General features: G+C 70.9%; 18 protein-coding genes. 12 read left to right on the top strand and 6 right to left on the bottom strand.

What is annotated here, in order from left to right:
- Positions 1-95 precede the first annotated feature (95 nt).
- Complete coding sequence (locus IW249_RS29150; RefSeq protein ID WP_196923705.1) at positions 96-1,952, top strand: dynamin family protein; 1,857 nt, start codon at positions 96-98, stop codon at positions 1,950-1,952.
- Complete coding sequence (locus tag IW249_RS29145) at positions 1,949-3,409, top strand: dynamin family protein (RefSeq protein WP_196923704.1); 1,461 nt, start codon at positions 1,949-1,951, stop codon at positions 3,407-3,409. The genes IW249_RS29150 and IW249_RS29145 overlap by 4 nt, the downstream gene beginning before the upstream one ends.
- A gap of 104 nt (positions 3,410-3,513) precedes the next feature.
- Here the strand turns inward: IW249_RS29145 and IW249_RS29140 are convergent, their stop codons facing one another.
- On the bottom strand, positions 3,514-3,804 hold the full coding sequence (locus IW249_RS29140) for a DUF1540 domain-containing protein (protein ID WP_196923703.1): 291 nt from the start codon (positions 3,802-3,804) through the stop codon (positions 3,514-3,516).
- A gap of 133 nt (positions 3,805-3,937) precedes the next feature.
- On the bottom strand, positions 3,938-4,669 hold the full coding sequence (locus IW249_RS29135) for a DUF2470 domain-containing protein (protein ID WP_196923702.1): 732 nt from the start codon (positions 4,667-4,669) through the stop codon (positions 3,938-3,940).
- A gap of 41 nt (positions 4,670-4,710) precedes the next feature.
- Between IW249_RS29135 and rpsD the strand changes: the two genes are divergently transcribed.
- The 4 genes from rpsD (at position 4,711) to IW249_RS29115 (ending at position 11,034) form a co-directional block, all read left to right on the top strand.
- A complete protein-coding gene (gene rpsD / locus IW249_RS29130; protein ID WP_196923701.1) occupies positions 4,711-5,319 on the top strand; it encodes a 30S ribosomal protein S4 in 609 nt (202 codons plus the stop codon).
- A 253-nt stretch (positions 5,320-5,572) separates the two neighbouring features.
- On the top strand, positions 5,573-9,508 hold the full coding sequence (locus IW249_RS29125) for a ThuA domain-containing protein (protein ID WP_196923700.1): 3,936 nt from the start codon (positions 5,573-5,575) through the stop codon (positions 9,506-9,508).
- 105 nt (positions 9,509-9,613) lie between these two features.
- Positions 9,614-9,961, top strand: coding sequence for a PadR family transcriptional regulator (locus IW249_RS29120; RefSeq protein ID WP_091399577.1), 348 nt, complete (start codon positions 9,614-9,616; stop codon positions 9,959-9,961).
- On the top strand, positions 9,958-11,034 hold the full coding sequence (locus tag IW249_RS29115; RefSeq protein ID WP_196923699.1) for a hypothetical protein: 1,077 nt from the start codon (positions 9,958-9,960) through the stop codon (positions 11,032-11,034). Before IW249_RS29120 ends, IW249_RS29115 begins: the two co-directional genes overlap by 4 nt.
- A 13-nt stretch (positions 11,035-11,047) precedes the next feature.
- Here the strand turns inward: IW249_RS29115 and IW249_RS29110 are convergent, their stop codons facing one another.
- A complete protein-coding gene (locus IW249_RS29110; protein WP_196923698.1) occupies positions 11,048-11,407 on the bottom strand; it encodes a hypothetical protein in 360 nt (119 codons plus the stop codon).
- A gap of 55 nt (positions 11,408-11,462) precedes the next feature.
- On the opposite strand from IW249_RS29110, the gene IW249_RS29105 reads away from it, so the two are divergent.
- The gene (locus IW249_RS29105) at positions 11,463-11,915 is read left to right on the top strand and encodes a MarR family winged helix-turn-helix transcriptional regulator (RefSeq protein WP_196923697.1); all 453 of its coding nucleotides are present in this window, start codon (positions 11,463-11,465) and stop codon (positions 11,913-11,915) included.
- Between the two features lie 36 nt (positions 11,916-11,951).
- Here IW249_RS29105 and IW249_RS29100 read toward each other — a convergent pair whose 3' ends face one another.
- Together IW249_RS29100 and IW249_RS29095 are read right to left on the bottom strand one after the other, a co-directional pair.
- Positions 11,952-12,416: a septum formation initiator gene (locus tag IW249_RS29100; RefSeq protein ID WP_196923696.1), complete on the bottom strand. Its 465-nt coding sequence runs from the start codon at positions 12,414-12,416 to the stop codon at positions 11,952-11,954.
- A 57-nt stretch (positions 12,417-12,473) separates the two neighbouring features.
- Positions 12,474-13,373 (bottom strand): helix-turn-helix transcriptional regulator, encoded by a 900-nt coding sequence (locus tag IW249_RS29095; protein ID WP_231394402.1) that lies wholly within the window; start codon positions 13,371-13,373, stop codon positions 12,474-12,476.
- A 104-nt stretch (positions 13,374-13,477) separates the two neighbouring features.
- On the opposite strand from IW249_RS29095, the gene IW249_RS29090 reads away from it, so the two are divergent.
- Genes IW249_RS29090 through IW249_RS29075 form a run of 4 tightly spaced genes read left to right on the top strand, consistent with a single transcriptional unit; the run spans position 13,478 to position 16,763 of the window.
- Positions 13,478-14,176, top strand: a complete 699-nt coding sequence (locus IW249_RS29090; RefSeq protein WP_196923694.1) for an SDR family NAD(P)-dependent oxidoreductase — start codon at positions 13,478-13,480, stop codon at positions 14,174-14,176.
- A gap of 25 nt (positions 14,177-14,201) precedes the next feature.
- The gene (locus IW249_RS29085) at positions 14,202-14,897 is read left to right on the top strand and encodes a response regulator transcription factor (RefSeq protein WP_196923693.1); all 696 of its coding nucleotides are present in this window, start codon (positions 14,202-14,204) and stop codon (positions 14,895-14,897) included.
- The gene (locus IW249_RS29080) at positions 14,894-16,180 is read left to right on the top strand and encodes a sensor histidine kinase (protein WP_196923692.1); all 1,287 of its coding nucleotides are present in this window, start codon (positions 14,894-14,896) and stop codon (positions 16,178-16,180) included. The genes IW249_RS29085 and IW249_RS29080 overlap by 4 nt, the downstream gene beginning before the upstream one ends.
- 28 nt (positions 16,181-16,208) lie before the next feature.
- Positions 16,209-16,763 carry a DUF5872 domain-containing protein gene (locus tag IW249_RS29075; RefSeq protein ID WP_196923691.1) on the top strand — a complete coding sequence of 185 codons (555 nt, stop codon included), beginning with the start codon at positions 16,209-16,211 and terminating at the stop codon, positions 16,761-16,763.
- Between the two features lie 34 nt (positions 16,764-16,797).
- Here IW249_RS29075 and IW249_RS29070 read toward each other — a convergent pair whose 3' ends face one another.
- Positions 16,798-17,781: a LysR substrate-binding domain-containing protein gene (locus IW249_RS29070; RefSeq protein ID WP_196923690.1), complete on the bottom strand. Its 984-nt coding sequence runs from the start codon at positions 17,779-17,781 to the stop codon at positions 16,798-16,800.
- Between IW249_RS29070 and IW249_RS29065 the strand changes: the two genes are divergently transcribed.
- A complete protein-coding gene (locus IW249_RS29065; protein WP_231392694.1) occupies positions 17,780-18,229 on the top strand; it encodes a GNAT family N-acetyltransferase in 450 nt (149 codons plus the stop codon). The genes IW249_RS29070 and IW249_RS29065 overlap by 2 nt on opposite strands.
- Positions 18,230-18,374 lie beyond the last annotated feature (145 nt).

The following is an 18,374-nucleotide window of genomic DNA, read 5'->3' as shown; positions in this document are numbered from 1 at the left end:
GGAGGGCCGGATCGTCTCGGGCGGTCCGGCCCTTCCCGGTTCCACATCCGGTCCCTCTTGATAATTAACCTGAAATCCGCACACTTGGTGCGGTGATGGCCGGGATCTGGTTGGACGTGCTGGACGAGATCGCCCGCACCTGCACTGCACACGGTCGTGGTGACCTACTCCAGACGGTGCGGCAGAAGCGGGCGCAACTGCTGGACCCGACGCTGCGTGTCCTGGTCATCGGTGAGCCGAACCAGGGCAAGAGTCAGCTGATCAACGCGATCATCAACGCTCCGGCCTGCCCGGTCGGCGACGGCCGGACGACTGTCCTGCCCACAGTGGTGCAGCACGCCGAGGCCCCCACCGCTGCGGTGGCGCAGGCACCGCCACCGGCACCGGGCCACCCCACCGGCACTGCCGCCGCGGCGACCGTCGAGCGGACCCCGGTGGCGCTCAACCAGGTCGCGGCGGGCGTGGCCGGCCTGGTCGGGCGTCGGCCGGGCGGCGGCCCGGCGTACGTCGAGATCGGACTGCCCCGCGCCCTGCTCGGTGCCGGGTTGGTGCTGGTGGACACTCCCGGCGCCGACGAGGTCGCCGGTATCGGCGCCTCCGCCCCGGTCGCCTCGCCGGCCCGCGCGGACACCGTGGTGCTGGTCTCCGACTCCACTCGGGAGTTGTCGGTCGCCGAGCTGAACATGCTGCTGCACATCATGCGTTCGCACCCGAACGTGGTGGTGGTGCAGAGCAAGACCGATCTGGTGGCGGACTGGCGTACGGTCGCTGAGCGCAACCGGCAGCACCTGGCCGAGGCGGGCGTCCCGGCGACGCTGATCCCGGTCTCCGCGGCGCTGCGACTGCGCGCCGCCGCGGCCGACGACCGTGGTCTCAACGCCGAGTCCGGGTTTCCCGCGCTGATCGCCCGTCTGCAACGCGACCTGGCCGGCAAGGCCGACCACCTGGCCCGGGCGGCGGTGCAGACGGTGGCCCGGACGGTGGTGGAGCAGTTGGCGGCGCCGCTGCGCGCCGAGTTGGCGACCCAGGAGGCGGAGGAGCAGTCCGGGCCGATCTCCCGGCTGCACGCGGCGCAGCGCGAGGTCGACGAGCTGCGCCGGTGCTCCACCCGGTGGCAGAACACGCTGACCGACGAGATCACCGACCTGCTGGCCGACCTCGAGTACGACCTGCGCGACCGGACCCGACAGATCCTGCGCGCGGTGGACGAGGCGTTCGACACCGCCGACCCGTTGGTCGCCTGGGACACCTTCCAGGACTGGTTGGAGCGGAGCCTTGTGGAGGCGGCGGAGGCGAACCACGAGTGGCTGATCCAGCGCTGCGACTGGATCGCCCGGCGGGTGGCCGCCAACTTCGACCGGTACGGCTACGACGTGCTTCCGCCCTGGTCGATGACGATGCCGGACGACATCGGCGAGCGACTGCCCGAGCTGCAACGGCCGACGATCGACCGGTTCACCACCGGCCAGAAGTTGTTCACCGGCATGAAGGGCTCGTACGGCGGCATGCTGATGTTCGGTCTGGCGACCACCCTGGCCGGGATGCCGATGATCAATCCGGTCTCGGTCGGCATCGGGGCGCTCTTCGGCGGCAAGAGCATCCGCGACGAGAGCAAGCAGTTGCTCCGTCGCCGGCAGGCGACCGTCAAGACGGCCATCCAGCGGCATGTCGACGACTTCTTCGTCCGGATCATTCGCGACTGCCGGGACGCCGCCCGGCAGGTGCAGCGGATGCTGCGGGACCACTTCACCGGGCTGACCGAGGAGCTTCAGGAGGCCATCGTGCAGTCGTTCCGCAGCGCGAAGCAGGAGGCCGACACCGATGCCTCCCTGCGCGAGCAGCGGCAGCGCGAGATCCGGTTGAAGATGACCCGCCTGGCGGCGGTGTACGAGCAGGCTCAGCAGTTGACCGGTGCCCGTTCCGCCCCGCTGCTGCTGGAGCCGCAGCCGTGACGGTGGGGGTGCGCCTGGATGAGGCGGCGTGGGGGTTGCTGCACCAGGCCATCGAGCTGTACCAGGACAATCCCCGGGCCGTGGCGGAGCTTCGGCAACAGGTGGCCCGACTAGAGCAGCCGCTGCGGATCGCCATCGTCGGCCCGTGGCGGTCGGGCAAGTCGACGGTGCTCAACGCGTTGATGGGCGAGGAGGTGGCGCCGGTCGAGCGGGCGGACGGCGCCTTCACCTGGTACGAGGACGGGGCCGCGCCGCACGCCACCGCCTACCCGGTCGGGCAGCCGCCGCAGGAGCTGGCAGTGGTGAAGTCGGCGACCGGGCTGCGGGTGGATCTGGGCTGGGGTGCGGGGGACGTGCGGGACATCGTGGTGCGGTGGCCGACGCGGGCGCTGCGGCAGATCACGCTCATCGACACCCCGGCGGTCACCGGCGGCGCGGAGCAGGGCCGGGCGCCGGTGTTGGAGCGGGTGCTGCGCGATTCGGACGCGGTGCTGTACCTGACCCGCGACGGTCGCGACAGTGATCTGCGGGTGCTGGAGTCCGCACGGGACAGTGCTGTCGGCCAGTCCGCTCCGGTCAACGTGATCATGGTGCTGTCCCGCGCCGACGAGACCGGTGGAGGCCGGATCGACGGCCTGCTCACGGCACGCCAGCTCGCTCGACGGCACTACCGCGACCCGAGGGTGAACGCGCTCAGCGTCAACGTCGTGGCGTGCAGTGGGATGATCGGGCTGGCCGGCCGGATGCTCGGTGAGTCGGACTTCGCCGCGCTCGCGACCCTGGCCCAGGTGCCCCGGGCGGAGTTGGACGCCCACCTCATCTCCGCCGATCGCTTCCTCCGCGGCGAGCTGCCGGTGCGGCTGGACACCGAGGTGCGCGCCGCGCTGCTCGGTCGGTTCGGGGTCTTCGGTGTCCGGCTGGCGGCCACGCTGGTGCGCAGCGGGTTCGACAGCCGGGTGAAGCTCTCCGCCGAGTTGATTCGGCGCAGCGGTCTCACCGAGCTGCGTGAGTCGGTGACGCGCTGTTTCATCGATCGCCGCGACGCGTTGAAGGCCCGGTCCGCGCTGGCCGCGGTGGAGGCGCTGTCGCGGGCCGAGCCCACCCGGGGCTCCGCCGAGTTGGTCGGCGCGGTGGAGCAGATCCTCGCCGGTGCGCACGAGTTCCGGGAACTGCGCCTGCTGGTGGCGTTGCGGAACACCCGGCTGGGGTTCGACGCGGAGTTGGCCGCCGAGGCGCAGCGGCTGGTCGGCGGCGACGGGGTGGGCCTCGCGGCCCGGCTCGGTGTCGAGCACGAGGCCGACGTGCGGCGGCTCTGGGAGGTCGCCTCCGACGCGCAGTGGCGGTGGCGGGATCGGGCGGAGGATCCGCTGCTCCCGCTGGCGCAGCGGCGCGGCGCTCAGGTGGTGGTCCGTAGTTGCGAGGGGATGATCGCCGAGCTGGTCGCGGGCGGTCGCTGAACGCCGACGATCGCCGGCACGCCGATTGTCGTTCCCGCGGAGACCGCCTCGGACGCCGATGAGGGACGGCGGGGCGGCCGTCCCTCATGCGCGTCACGCCGGGGTCAGCGCGGCTGGTACGTCTGGCAGTCCGCGATGTCCTGACCCGGACCGACCCGGATGGACGGCGCGTGGCACTCCAGTTCAGCGTTGTGCTGGCAGTCGGACCGCTTGCAGGCACCGACCTGGGCGATGACGCGGTCCAGCCCGCCCTTCGCCGAGGTGTCGATGAACGTGGCGCAGCTGGCGTTCTGCTGCCCGATGGTGATGGCGAACGCGTGGCAGCCGTCATGGTTGTAGCCGCAGTCGGTGACAGTGCACTCGTGTACCCGCGGCATCTCCAGCATGTCAGTCATGGCGATCTCGCTTCCGTCGGTGGTGCCGGGCCACCGTCATACCCGGCCTCGACGGGACAAGTCCCTCTCAGCCGTCTCTTTCGGGGATGTTCCGCATAGGCCAGCCTTGCCTAAGCGCTGAATGTGGCGGTCGTCAGCGGGCGTGTCGGGCCCGGCAGCCGTGCGGGTGCCGAAGCAGTGCCTCGATCCGAGCGCCGAGTTCGTCCGGGTGCCGCAGCGGCGCGCGGAAGTGCAGCCGGACGTCCCGGTCGCCAGTGCTCCGCTCCAACCGGAGTACGACACCGTGGCGGTCCAGTCGTACCGGCCGGACCTGGCGGACACCCTGAAGGTGGCGGGCGGGTACCAGTCGGCTCAACCCCTCGACCGTGTGCGGGTGGTGGTGGTCGAGGTGACACAACAGATCGGCCTCGACGGCGGCCAGCGGGTCGGGTTGGGCGGTCGCGAACTCGTCCGCGTCGATACCGGTGGTGCGGCCATCGGCGGTCAGTTCGGCGGTGGCGAGGTCGAGGACCGTCACCAGGTCCTGATCGCTCCCGGTCGGGGCGGCCTCGGCCACCAGCCAGCCGGTGAGCCTGGCGCGTCCGCGCACCCGTTCGCGTACCGGGGTGGGCGCCAGATCCGTCACCTCGACCATCGCGACGGTCTCCCTCTGGTGCGCGAGATGCTCGGCCAGGTGGCAGCCGGCCGGTAGGTCGACCCGCAGCCGCCCGTCGCTCGTCACGACGTGCCGTCCGACGACGTACGCCTCGACGCCCGGGATGTGCAGGGTGAGGGAATTGGCGGCGACGAGCATCGATCGGAGCCGGACGGCCGCGTCGTCCGGGGAGTCCGCCGTGCTGGTCGGGAGCTTGCTCAAGGCGATCATCTCCTAATAAGGTTAGGCTTACCTTACTTGAGAGGCGAAGCATGAATCAGACCCGTCCCAAGGTCAAGCGCTCCCGAGCCCTGGGCATCGCGCTGACCCCGAAGTGCGTGCGCTACTTCGAACGCCGCCCGTTCCCGCCGGGGCAGCACGGCCGGGCCCGACGCACCACCAGCGACTACAAGGTCCGGCTATTGGAGAAGCAGCGGCTCAAGGCGCAGTACGACCTGCACGAGGGGCAGCTCCGGCGCGCGTTCGACCGCGCCGTGCGCCGGCCGGGCAAGACCGGTGACGAACTGATCGTCGAACTGGAGAGCCGGCTGGACGCGCTGGTGCTGCGAGCCGGTTTCGCCCGCACCATCTACCAGGCCCGCCAGGTCGTCACCCACCAGCACGTCACTGTGAACGGCCGTCGCCTGGATCGGCCGTCCGCACGGCTGCAACCCGGTGACGTCATCGCCGTGGCGGAACGCAGTCGGGGCAAGGCGCCGTTCGTCGTGGCGGCGGCCGGGGCGCATGCCCCGGAACGTCTCGCCCCCTACCTTGAGGTGAGCCTGCCCGGCCTGACCGCTCGGCTGACCCGGCTCCCGCTCCGCTCGGAGGTCCCGGTGGTCTGCGACGAGCAACTCGTCGTCGAGTACTACTCACGCTGACCGGGTTGGGAAGGGCCCCGAGTGCGGGCATCTGCGCCGGGGCCCTCCGTGGATGGATCGCGGCCCGAAAACCGTTATTCGATCTCGCTTCGCACGGTCGTCCCTGACCTGCGGAGATAACGCTCTCACGGATGGTGGGAGAGTGCTTGACGCGCCCGTGATCCGGGCGCAACGATGCATTCACATATCTCGTCCCACCACCGCCAGGCGTGATCGGCGCACGCCGTCCCTCGCACCGCGAAAGGACCCCACCGTGCGCAGATCCCTGAGATCGTGGCTCGGCCTCGCGCTGAGCGCGATCCTCGTGGCGGGCGGCATCGTCGCCGCGCCACCCACGGCAAGCGCCGCACCGTTCACCGTGCTGGTCTTCAGCAAGACCGCCGGATTCCGGCACGGATCCATCACCCCGGGCATCGCCGCGATCCAGCAACTCGGCGCGGCCAACGGCTTCACCGTCGAGGCCACCGAGGACGCCGCCCAGTTCACCGACGCCAACCTGGACCGGTTCGCCGCGGTGATCTGGCTCTCCACCACCGGCGACGTGCTCAACGCCGCCCAGCAGGCCGCGTTCGAGCGCTACATCCAGGGCGGCGGCGGGTACGTGGGCGTGCACTCCGCCTCCGACACCGAGTACGACTGGCAGTGGTACGGGGGACTGGTCGGGGCGTACTTCGCCTCCCACCCGGCCGAGCAGAACGTCACAGTGAAGGTCGCCGACCAGGTGCACCCCTCGACCGCGACGCTGCCGCAGCGGTGGAACCGGTTCGACGAGCTGTACAACTACCGCACCAACCCCCGGGGCAACGCGCACGTGCTGGCCACCCTGGACGAGACCACCTACACCGGCGGGAGCATGGGCGCCGACCACCCGATCTCCTGGTGCCAGAACTACTCCGGCGGCCGAGCCTGGTACACGGGCCTGGGGCACACCGACGCGTCGTACACCGAGGCCAACTTCCGCCAGCACCTGCTCGGCGGCATCCGGACGGCCGCCGGCGCGGTCGACGCCGACTGTGGTCCCACAGTCACCAGCAGCTTCCAGCAGGTGGAGCTGGCCAAGGGCGCGGCCGAGACCGGCGAGCCGATGAGCCTCACCGTCCTACCGGACCGGGGCGTGCTGCACACCTCCCGCAACGGCGTGATCCGGCACACCGACGCCGCCGGCAACACCAAGATCGCCGCCACCCTGCCGGTCTACACCGGCGACGAAGAGGGCCTGCAGGGCATCAAGGCCGACCCGAACTTCGCCACCAACCGCTGGGTGTACGCCTACTTCGCCCCACCACTGAGCACCCCCGGCGGCGGTGCGCCGGCCACCGGCACCCCGGCCGACTTCGCCGTCTGGGACGGCGTCAACCGACTGGCCCGGTTCACAGTGAACGCGGACAACACCATCAACCTGGCCAGCGAGACGTTGATCCTCAACGTGCCGACCAGCCGGGGCATGTGCTGCCACGTCGGCGGTGACATGGACTTCGACGCGGCCGGCAACCTGTACCTGTCCACCGGCGACGACACCAACCCGTTCGACTCGGCCGGCTTCACCCCGATCGACGAGCGGGCCGGGCGCAACCCGGCGTTCGACGCGCAGCGCACCTCGGCGAACAGCAACGACCTGCGCGGCAAGGTCCTCCGGATCAAGCCGAGCGCGGCCGGTGGTTACACCATCCCCGCCGGCAACATGTTCGCCCCGGGCACCGCGCGGACCCGCCCGGAGGTCTACGCGATGGGCTTCCGCAACCCGTTCCGGATGAGCGTGGACAAGGCCACCGGCATCGTCTACCTCGGTGACTACGGCCCCGACGCGGGCACCGCCGACCCGAACCGGGGGCCGGCGGGCAACGTCGAGTTCGCCCGGATCGACCGGCCCGGCTTCTACGGCTGGCCGTACTGCACCGCCCGCAACGACGCCTACAACGACTACACCTTCCCGTCCGGGCCGTCCGGGGCGAAGTTCAACTGCGCTGGCGGGCCGGTCAACAACTCGCCCAACAACACCGGCATCACGCAGCTGCCGCCGGCCGTCTCGGCCTGGTTGCCGTACGGAGGCTCCGGCTCGCCGCCGGAGTTCACCGGCGGTGGACTGTCGCCGATGGGCGGCCCGGTCTACCGGTACGACCCGAACAACACCTCGCCCGTGGCGTTCCCCGAGTACTACGACGGGACCTACTTCGCCGGTGAGTTCGGTCGCCGCTGGATCAAGAACATCAAACTCGACGCGTCCGGCCAACCTCTGAAGATCAACCCGTTCCCGTGGACCGGCACCCAGGTCATGGACATGGAGTTCGGCCCGGACGGCGCGCTCTACGTGCTCGACTACGGCACCGGCTGGTTCAACGGCGACGCCAACTCGGCGCTCTACCGCATCGAGTACGCCCGCGAGGGCAGAGCGCCCGTCGCCAAGGTGTCCGCCACCCCGACCAGTGGCACCGCGCCGCTGACAGTGGCCTTCTCCTCGGCCGGCACCCTCGACCCGGACGGCGACCCGTTCACCTACGCCTGGGACTTCGACAACAACGGCACCACCGACTCGACAGCGGCGAACCCGAGCTTCACGTACACCACCAACGGGACCCGCAGCCCGACGCTGACGGTCCGGGACACCACCGGCAAGACGGCCACCGCGAGCGTGGTCGTCACCGTCGGCAACAGCGCCCCGGTGGTCACAGTGAACACCCCGTTGAACGGGCAGACCTTCAACTTCGGGGACGCGGTGCCGTTCTCCGTCACCGTTACCGACGCCCAGGACGGTGCGATCAACTGCGCCCGGGTCAAGGTGAACTACGTCCTCGGCCACGACTCGCACGGCCACCAACTGGGCAGCGTGCAGGGCTGCACCGGGGTCATCCAGACCTCGGCCGACGGCGAGCACGACACGGCGGCGAACATCTTCGGCATCATCGACGCCGAGTACACCGACCTGGGCGGGGGCGGCCAGCCGGCGCTGACCACGCACACCCAGGCCGTCCTGCAACCTCGGGTACGCCAGGCCGAGCACTTCAGTGACTCGTCCGGCGTCCAGATCGTCGCCGGGGCAGCCGGGCACGGCGGCGCCGCGGTCGGCTACGTCGACAACAACGACTGGATCTCGTTCCGCCCCTACAACCTGACCGGCGTCCAGTCGTTCAGCGCCCGGGTCGGCGCACCGGCCGGCGGTGGCGGCACGTTGGAGTTGCGGGTCGACTCACCCACCGGGCCGCTGGTCGGTTCGGCCACCGTCGTGCCCACCGGCGGGTACGCGAACTTCGCCACTGTCACCGGCGGGGTCACCGCCCCGACCGGCACCCGGACGCTGTTCCTGGTCTTCAAGGGCACCGGCCCGTACTTCGACATCGACGAGTTCACCCTCTCCACCAGCCCCGGCGGTCCCGGACCGGACCCGGACCCTGATCCCGAGCCGGGCGCCAACCTGGCCCGGGGCAAGCCGGCGCGCGCGTCCAGCTTCGAGGGCGCGTTCGGCGCGGCCAACGCGTTCGACGGCGTGGCCGGCACCCGGTGGGGCAGCGCCTTCGGTGACCCCCAGTGGATCGACGTGGACCTCGGCGCCACGTACGCCATCAACCGGGTCAAGCTGACCTGGGAGGCGGCGTACGGCAGCGGCTACCAGATCCAGACCTCACCGGACGGGGTCAACTTCACCACGATCCGTACGGTGACCGGTGGCGACGGCGGGGTGGACGACCTGACCGGGCTCAGCGGGTCCGGCCGGTACATTCGGCTGCTCGGCACCACCCGGGGGACCGCCTGGGGCTACTCGCTGTTCGAGTTCGAGGTGTACGGCGGCACCGGTAGCCCGACCGGCGGCAACCTGCTGTTGAACAAGCCGACGTCGACGTCCAGCAACGAGGGGGCCGACGTGTCCGGCGCCCAGGCCGTCGACGGCAGCCTCACCACCCGCTGGTCGAGCACGTTCTCCGATCCCCAGTGGATCAGGGTCGACCTCGGCAGTGCCACCGCGATCGGCCGGGTCAAGCTGAGCTGGGAGGCGGCGTACAGCAGCGCGTACCAGATCCAGACCTCGAATGACGGCACCACCTGGACCACAGTGAAGACGGTGACCGGGGCCGACGGCGGCGTGGACGAGCACTCCGCCCTCGGCGCCAACGGCCGCTACCTGCGGATCTACGGCACCGCCCGGGGCACCGGATATGGCCATTCGCTCTGGGAGTTGGAGGCGTACGCGAGCTGAACCACCAGCGATGACGTGGCCGGCGCGGTGATCCGTGCCGGCCACGTCCGTCACTGCACGCACGTCGTCCTTGCATATACCGCCTATCGGTATATGCTCTCTGGCATGGCTGAGGCTCCACTTCGGGAACCGACGTTCCTGGTGCTCACCGCGCTGGCGGAGGCGCCTATGCACGGGTACGCCGTCATCGAGGACGTGCTGCGCATCTCCGACGGCCGGGTACGCCTGCGCGCCGGCACCCTCTACGCCGTCCTCGATCGACTCCGCGCCGACGGTCTCATTGAGGTCGAGCGCGAAGAGGTGGTCCAGTCCCGACTGCGCCGCTATTACCGCCTCACCGCCCTGGGCGCGCGGCGGCTCACCGAAGAGGCGTCCCGCCTCCGACACAACGCGGACGCCGCCCGGGTGCGGCTGCGCCGCAGCGGCCTGCTGACCGACGGGGGTGCGGCGTGAGCAGTGACGACCTGGAGCGCCGCTACCGGCGGCTGCTGGCCGTCTATCCGTGGCAACACCGTCGGGTGTACGAGGACGAGATGCTCGCCGTGCTCCTCGCCGGCGCGCGGCCGGGCCAGCGGCGCCCCGGCGCCGCGGACGTGCGGAATCTGGTCGGCGCCGGGTTGCGGGCGCGGTTGCGGGTGGGCGCACGGGGGCTCACCGAGCCGAGCTGGGCGGACGCGGCGACGGTGACCGGCCTGCTGGTCGGGGTCGTCCTGCTGGCCCTCGCCGGAAAGGCGCTGCTCGACCAGCTCGTCCTCGCGCCGAAGATGCCGCCCGGGTTCGGGTCGAGCAGCCCGGATCTCGTCGACTGGTTGCGCGTCGCCGGTTGGGCGGGGGTCTGTGCCGCGGTGCTGGTCGGGTGGCGCTGGGTCGCCGCCGGTCTGGCCTGGGCCGGCGTGCTCGGCTGGGGCGCGCTCGTCGCCCCGCAGACCAGCGACAACCCCACATACGTGGTGGACACGTTGCCGCAGTTCGCCCTCACCGTGGTGGCTGCCGCCGCGCTCACCGTGCCGGTGCCGCGTCGCCGGGCGATCACGCTGCTGGGCGTACGCCGACTGCTGGCCCTGCTGCTCGCACCGGCCGCGATCGTCGCGCTGCTGGTGACAAACCGGGTGACCAGTCCCGCGTTCGTATTCGTCGGCGGAGCGTCCTATCAGGTCTTCTACGACATCGAGGCGAGCAGCGAGCTGGTCCTCTGGCTCTACGTCGCGGGCCTGGCGGCCGCCGCATCGGCCATGGTGATCGCGGTAGCCACGCTCACTCCGGAGGTACGCCGACGGATCGTGGTCATGCTCCTGCCCGTGGCAGCCCTCGCCCTGGTGATCGACAGCGCCCTCGCCGGTTGGGTCACCTCGACCATGAACATGGGACACACGATCCCCCTGGTGCCGGCGCAGTGGGCGATGCTGGTGCTCGTCGCGCCGGTGACCTTCCTGGCCGGGGCGCTGCTCGTCCGCCGCCGGGAGGAGACCCTGCGCATGGTCGCGCTGGGCCGGAACGCCGACCGCGAGCAGCCAACGGGTCAGTGAGGCGGCCGGCTGCTCACCCGACGCCCGGCGGCTGTCCATCATCGGCGCGGAACACCGCTCGGCTCACATAGTGCCGGGACTGCCTGTCGAAGCGCCCGAGCAGGTCACGGGCCGCGGGCGGGACAACGGAGGCGGACGGATCGCCGCCGGTGAAGGCCGACACCGCGGCGAAGTCGGTGAATGTCATGGCGGTGAGAAATTCGCTGCCCTCGGCGGGGTCCAACTCCTGCGGGGAACGACGCAGAACCCGAAGCTCCCGAAGCCCGTCGACGCGCCGGGCGAGGATCGCGGGCGCGATGTCCTGCGTCAACAGCCGGTCGTAGGCGTCAGCGAGAGCGGGCTCGGTCCACCCGCTCCACAGTCGAAGAATCATGACAGCATGCTGTCATTCCAGTAATAGGCTGTCAACGTGCGCTAGCATCCCGGCGATGACCGAACAGAAGCAGGACCGGGTCGACGCGTATCGGCTGCTGATGGCAGACGTGTACGAACTGGCAGGCGAGTCTCGGCGCTCAAGCGAGGAGCTGGCCCGAGAAGCCGGACAAACTGCCGCCCGATGGCACGTGATGAGCGTGCTCTCCGACGGCGCCCGCACCGTCGCGAGCGCGGCGCGCAGACTCGGCCTCGCTCGACAGAGTGTGCAGCGAGTGGTCGACGACCTGGCCCGAGCCGGGATGGTGGAGTTGCACGACAACCCCGATCACCGCCGTGCGCCACTGGTGACACTCACGACAGAAGGGCTGGGCACGCTCACCGGCCTCCTGGAACGCTCGGACGCCGACCGCCGGGACGCCGTCGAGCGAGCGGGTCTCAGCCTCAGCGATCTCGAGAATGCGCGCGCGACGCTCCGAAGGTTGGTGGACGCTCTGCAGAGCCGCTGAACCGCCGCGACACCCACCTCACCTGCTCCCAGGTCGTCAGTCGTCGGCGACGGCCACCGGCTCCGAGCCGATGCAGCGCACCTTCAACTCGTACTCCCGGGCCGCACCCTGGAACGTGACCTCGACGTCGTCGTCCGGGCCTCGGTCCACGTCGCGGACCCGGTAACCCTGCGCGGGCGCCCAGGAGACGAGGCGTACGCCGCCAACGCCGCACTCGGCGACGGCCGTGCCGCCGTCGGTGGCGAACCCCCGGCGGGCCCCGGAGCTGGCGCTCGGCGCGGGCCCCGTCGTGCCCGGCCCGGCCGATGCGGTGTCTGTGGTGCCGGCGGGCACCGGCTCCGGTGAGGCGAGCGCCCGCTCGATCTCGGCCTCGCTGCGCACCCCACCCGGCGTGCCGGTGAGGCTCTCGCCCACCAACCGGATCGCGCCCAGCCCGATCAGGGTCGCGATGGCGGCGGTGGCCACCCATCCGGTGGCGACGAGGATCGAACGACGGCCCATCCCCTGACTATCCCCGATCCACGGTTGCCGCCGGCACATCCGGACCCTAAGGCACGGTTAACGCCTGCCCGGGTGGCGGGCCCTGTCGTCGAGGTCCGCAGAACCCGCCGGTTGGTGGACGCCTGCCACCGTGGCGAGGCGGATCTTGGTCTCGTCATCGGTGCCCGGGGCCGCGGTGAGGATCACGATCTTCAGTTCGGCGTCGCCGTCGGTCAGGACATCGCAGTCGACCCGGACAGTACCGACCGCCGGGTGTTCGACGATCTTGCGGTCTTCCCGGTGAGCGGTGACCGTCCCGGCCGCCCACAGGTTGGCGAACTGCTCGTTGCCCTCGGCGAGATCACGGACGAGCTTCGCCAGGCGTCGATCACGGGGAAACCGGCCGGTGGCCCGCCGCAGGTCGGAAACGACGGCGGCGCTCGTGGCAGCGGCGTCCAGTGAGATCACGGGCCAGCGTGACATCCCCGGTCCGTCGGAGTTCACCGGGAAGGTGTCGCGGGCGAAGTTGCGACGAACCGGCGGGGACGCCGACGGGTCGCCCAGCAGCGCCGCCCAACTCGGGTTCCACCAGATCACCTGCCAGTCCGCGGCGAACACGGCGACGGCAGCGTCACCGAGGCGGCCCACCACCCGCTGCACGCCCGGAGGAATGTGGTCAGAAATCTGGTCGTCCGTCGGTGGGGCAAGGTTGGCCAGCCGGAAGAGATGGTCGCGCTCGGCGGACGTCAGCTGTAGGGCACGAGCGAGCGCGGAGGTCACCTGCGCCGACGGGGTGGTCGCCCGCCCCTGTTCCAGGCGCACGATGTAGTCGACCGACACCCCGGCGAGCTCGGCCAACTCCTCCCGTCGCAGCCCGGCGGCTCGGCGCCCATGGCCGGCGGGCAGCCCGGTCGAGGCCGGCGACAGGCGGTCGCGCCAGGCACGGATCGTCGCCCCCAGTCCCGCAGCCTGCGTCATCACGCCTCGATTGTTTCGCACCCCGCCACGACGAGGGTGGTATTGCTTGTCCTACCGTCGCGGCGTCTCTGGCACAGGCCTGGACGGCGACAAACGATGGGTGCATGACGATCACCTTTATCACCGGAGCCAACAAGGGGCTCGGTCGCGAGACCGCCCGCCGCCTCATCGAGCTGGGCCACACCGTTCTCGTCGGCGCTCGCGACCCCGAGCTGGGCGCTGCGGCGGCGGACAGGCTCGGAGCCCGTTTCGTGCAGATCGATGTCACCGACGACCACTCGGTCGCCGCCGCGGCCGCCGAGGTCGAGAAGCGCGAGGGCCGCATCGACGTGCTGATCAACAACGCGGGCATCCACGGCCCGTTCGGTGACCCGAGCGAATTGACCAGCGGCGACCTGCTCGCTGTCTTCGATGTCAACCTCCTCGGCGTGGTGCGGACGACAACCGCGTTCCTGCCGCTGCTGCGCCGTTCACCCGACCCAGTGATCATCAATGTGAGCAGTGCGATGGGCTCACTGGCGGCCACCCATGACCGTTCACGAGCCGAATCGGGTGTCATCGCCCCCGTCTACACGTCCTCCAAGGCGGCGCTCACCATGCTGACCACCCAGTACGCCAAGGCGATGACGGACATCCGGATCAACGCCGCCGACCCCGGATACACCGCCACTGACCTCAATGGAAACAGCGGTCCGCAGACCGTCACCGAGGGCACCGACGCCATCGTCGCCCTCGCGACGGAAGGCCCGGGACACGGCTCGGGCCGCTTCGTCGACCGCCACGGCGAGATCGCGTGGTCCTAGGCGGTGAGCCGCTAGCCTGCCAGGTGTGCCGCGCCTACTGCTCATCGAGGACGACCTGACGATCCGTACCCCGCTGATCCGGGCCCTGCGCGAACGCGGCCACGCGGTGGCCGCGGCCTCGACCGCGATGGCCGGGCTCCGCGACGCGCTGGACGACCGACCCGACCTCGTCGTGCTCGACCTGGGCCTGCCCGACCTGGACGGCCGCGAGCTGCTGAGGATGCTGCGCGCGGTCAGCGCGGTGCCGGTCATCGTGGCCACCGCGCGCGACGACGAGACCGAGATCGTCCGGGTACTCGACGCGGGCGCCGACGACTACGTGGTCAAGCCGTTCACCGCGGCCCAGCTCGACGCCCGCGTCCGGGCGGTGCTGCGGCGGGGCCCCTCCGGTGCCGACGGGCAGGACCTCACGCTCGTCGTCGGCGGGCTCCGCGTCGACCCCCGGGCCCGGCAGGTCACCCTCGACGGTGCCGCGGTCGAGTTGACGCCCCGCGAGTTCGATCTGCTGCACCACCTCGCCGGCCGACCCGGCCAGGTGGTCACCAAACGTGAGCTGCTCACGGAGGTGTGGCAGATCCCCTACGGCGGCGCCGACAAGACCGTCGACGTGCACCTGTCCTGGTTGCGTCGCAAGTTGGGGGAGAACGCCCAACAGCCCCGCTACCTGCACACCGTGCGGGGTGTCGGGGTGCGTCTCGAAGCCCCGGCGGCGCAGCCGTGAGGGCGCGTCTCGCGCTGCTGGTCGCCGCGGTCAGCGTCCTCACCCTCATCGCGTTCCTGGTGCCGTTGGCGCTGCTGGTCCGCACCGTCGCCGAGGACCGGGCCACCGTCCGGGCCACCGCCGACGCGCAGAGCCTGGTGCCGGTGGTCGGCACCGCCGACGCAGCGACCATCCGGCTCACCGTCGAGCAACTCGCCGCAGAGTCCGGGCGGCCGGTGAGCGTCTTCCTACCGGACGGCACGGTGCTCGGCGCCCAGACACCGCGTACGCCCGCGGTTGCCCTCGCCGCGCGCGGACAGAGCCTCACCGGGGAGTCGGCGGCCGGCCGGGAGGTGGTCATCGCCGTGCAGGGTCGGGCGGACGGCACCGGGGTGATCCGGATCGCGGTGCCGCAGCGCGAGCTGACCGCCGGGGTCACCCGTGCCTGGCTGGTACTGGCCCTGCTCGGCGTGATCCTCGTGCTGATCGGGCTGCTGGTTGCCGACCGGCTGGCGCGCACCCTGGTCCGGCCCATCAGCGACCTCTCGGCCGTCTCACACCGGCTGGCCAACGCCGAGTTGGACGCCCGGGTCACGCCGGCCGGCCCACCCGAACTGCGGGAGGTGGCCGGCGCGCTCAACCATCTCGCCACCCGGATCCAGGTGCTCCTGGTGCAGGAGCGCGAACAGGTCGCCGACCTGTCGCACCAGCTGCGTACGCCGCTGACGGCGTTGCGGCTGGAGGCGGAGTCGTTGCGGGACCCGGACGACGCCGCCCGGATCACCGCCGCCGCCGACGGGCTCGAACGCGCGGTCACCGGGCTGATCCGCCAGGCCCGGTGGCGGCACGCACCGGCACAGCCGGCCGTCTCGGACGCGGCGGCGATCGTCGCCGACCGGGTCGCGTTCTGGTCGGTGCTGGCCGAGGACACCGGCCGGGCCGTCACCCTCGATCTGACACCCGGCCCCCTTCCCGTCGGCGTGGCCGCCGACAACCTGACGGCGGCGGTGGACGCCCTGCTCGGCAACGTCTTCGCGCACACCCCCGACGGGACGCCGTTCGCCGTCCGGCTGGCCAGGGAGGTGGGCGAGGTGGTCCTGACTGTCGCCGACGAGGGCCCGGGCATGACCGCCGGGGCGATCCGGCGGGGCGCCAGCGCGGCCGGGTCCACCGGTCTCGGCCTGGACATCGCCCGCCGTGCCGCGCAGGCCGCCGGGGGTCGACTGGAGTTGCGGGCCGGCCCGGGCGGCGGCGCGCAGGTGCTGCTCCGGCTCGGGCCTCCGGCGTCACCGCCGGATGCATAGGCGCTGCGGTGCCGGGTAGCTGCCAGTCATGGCGCGGTACACGAAACCCGAGCTCAGAGAGCAGATCAAGGAAGAGGTCAAGGCCTCCGACAAGGGCGGCCGACCGGGACAGTGGTCGGCACGCAAGTCGCAGCTGGTCACTCAGGAGTACAAGAAGCGCGGCGGCGGATTCCTGGGCGAAAAGGACGAGCGGCAGAAGTCTCTCCAGCGCTGGGGCAACGAGAAATGGCAGACGAAAGAGGGTGACACCCGGGCGCGCAAGGGCGGCACGACGAGTCGCTACCTGCCCAAGAAGGCCTGGGAGGAGATGTCGGAGAACCAGAAGCGCGCGACCGACACGAAGAAGCGCGAAGCGTCCCGATCCGGCAAGCAGTACGTCGCCAACACCGGGCCGGCCAAACGCGCGCGTCGGGACGCCACCACCGCCGGACGGATGTCGGAGATGTCGGTCGCGGAGGCGGCCAAGCTGGTCCGTGGCCTCGACACGCGACAGCTCAAGACCGCGTTGCGTAACGAGCGCGCCAGCAAGGACCGCAAGACGCTCGTCCAGCGGCTGGAAGCCGAACTCAACCGGCGCGGCTAACCGTGCCGATACGGCAGGTGGCGCAGCGGGCAGCTCAGGAAGCCGGCCCCGCGGCCTCGAAGCCCGTCGAGGTGATCCGGTCGTCCTGTCGGCGGCGCAGGATCTGCACCTCGGTGGTGGCCTCGGTGCCGGTCAACGGCAGCACTCCCACCGAAGCGGGCACCACGGCGGAGATGCTCGCCGGGGCGATCGTCACCCCGAGTCCGGCCGCGACCAGATGCGCCACTGTGGCCCAACTGGTGGCGTCCTGGACGATGTTCGGTGTGTAGCCGGCTTCCAGGCACGGCCGAAGATTGCGCTGGTAGGCCCGCTCGCCGGCCACCCGGGGGAAGAAGACGAACGGGTCGTCGCGCAGCACCGCGGCGTCGATCGCGAGGTCTCCGGCGTGCGGATGATCGGCCGGCAGGACGGCGACGAAGGACTCGGTGGCGAACGTGGTGCCGACCAGGTCGTCGCGGTCGTCCGCGTCCCGAACCACGCCGAGATCGACCTCGCCGTTCAACAACCGGTCGACGATGTGCGCCGTGTACGCCTCGTGCAGGCGTAGGTGGACGGCCGGATGGCGCTCGCGGAATCGACGGATCGGCCCAGCCAGCCCGAGTTGAATCGCCGAACTGACGAAACCGATGTCGAAGCGCCCCTGCTCCCCGCGCCCGATCCGACCCGCCTCGTGCACGTCGTCGGCCACGGTGGCCAGCACCCGCCGGCACCGGTCCAGATACGCCTCGCCCGCGGGCGTCAGCGCCACCGACCGGGAGGTACGAACGAACAGCGGCGTGCCGATCATCGCCTCGAGCTGGCGGATCTGCTGTGACAGCGGCGGCTGGGCCATCCGCAGCCGCACCGCGGCCCGGCCGAAATGGAGCTCCTCGGCGACCGCGACGAAGTAGCGCAGGTGGCGCAACTCGGGTTCCATATCTCTAGGATACGGATGGCCCCGAACAAGATACTGGACGTTCGAATAGCGGTGGCCGGAGAATCCAACCATGAAGCCGAGCACGCTGACCATCACGTCCATGACGACCACTGCGGAGGCCGAGGCCTTCCGGACGCTGAACGAAGAATGGATCTCCCACTTCTTCACCATTGAGGAGTCGGACCGCAAGACGCTCAACGACCCGTTCACCGCCATCGTCGGCCCGGGTGGCGACGTGCTGATCGTCCGCGACGGTGAGGAGATCATCGGCTGTGTCGCCCTGGTCCGCAGCTCGGACGACGTCTTCGAACTGTCGAAGATGACGGTGCTCCCGACGGTGCGCGGCCGGGGCATCGGCCGCCAGCTCATCGAGGCGGCGATCGCGCGCGCCCGCGAGCTCGGCGCGACCACCCTGTTCCTGGGCAGCAACACCAGGCTCGCGAACGCGGTGCACCTCTACGAGACCACCGGTTTCCAGCACGTGAGTCCGGATCAGATCCCGCTGCCGCCGTACGCCCGCGCCGACGTCTTCATGAAGATGGCGCTCTGACCAGCCCAGGCCGAGGGCCCGGCCGCAGGGTCGACACCACCGCCGGCTTAACCCGGCCTTAGCGTTCGGACAGCGCGGTGCTATCCCAGTTCAGCGGATCCTCGGAGCCGACAACCAAGGAGTTGACATCCGAGGAAAGGTAGAC

This window comes from Micromonospora vinacea, from assembly GCF_015751785.1.
GTDB classification, from domain to species: domain Bacteria; phylum Actinomycetota; class Actinomycetes; order Mycobacteriales; family Micromonosporaceae; genus Micromonospora; species Micromonospora vinacea.
Note: the sequence above shows the minus strand (reverse complement) of the source record. Positions and strands in the feature narration are given on the sequence as shown.

Coding starts and splice junctions, on each gene's coding strand:
- IW249_RS29150 (WP_196923705.1), top strand. CDS start 96: ATGGCCGGGATCTGGTTGGACGTGCTGGACGAGATCGCCCGCACCTGC.
- IW249_RS29140 (WP_196923703.1), bottom strand. CDS start 3,804: ATGACTGACATGCTGGAGATGCCGCGGGTACACGAGTGCACTGTCACC.
- IW249_RS29135 (WP_196923702.1), bottom strand. CDS start 4,669: ATGATCGCCTTGAGCAAGCTCCCGACCAGCACGGCGGACTCCCCGGAC.
- rpsD (WP_196923701.1), top strand. CDS start 4,711: ATGAATCAGACCCGTCCCAAGGTCAAGCGCTCCCGAGCCCTGGGCATC.
- IW249_RS29120 (WP_091399577.1), top strand. CDS start 9,614: ATGGCTGAGGCTCCACTTCGGGAACCGACGTTCCTGGTGCTCACCGCG.
- IW249_RS29110 (WP_196923698.1), bottom strand. CDS start 11,407: ATGATTCTTCGACTGTGGAGCGGGTGGACCGAGCCCGCTCTCGCTGAC.
- IW249_RS29105 (WP_196923697.1), top strand. CDS start 11,463: ATGACCGAACAGAAGCAGGACCGGGTCGACGCGTATCGGCTGCTGATG.
- IW249_RS29100 (WP_196923696.1), bottom strand. CDS start 12,416: ATGGGCCGTCGTTCGATCCTCGTCGCCACCGGATGGGTGGCCACCGCC.
- IW249_RS29095 (WP_231394402.1), bottom strand. CDS start 13,373: ATGACGCAGGCTGCGGGACTGGGGGCGACGATCCGTGCCTGGCGCGAC.
- IW249_RS29090 (WP_196923694.1), top strand. CDS start 13,478: ATGACGATCACCTTTATCACCGGAGCCAACAAGGGGCTCGGTCGCGAG.
- IW249_RS29075 (WP_196923691.1), top strand. CDS start 16,209: ATGGCGCGGTACACGAAACCCGAGCTCAGAGAGCAGATCAAGGAAGAG.
- IW249_RS29065 (WP_231392694.1), top strand. CDS start 17,780: ATGACGACCACTGCGGAGGCCGAGGCCTTCCGGACGCTGAACGAAGAA.
- IW249_RS29070 (WP_196923690.1), bottom strand. CDS start 17,781: ATGGACGTGATGGTCAGCGTGCTCGGCTTCATGGTTGGATTCTCCGGC.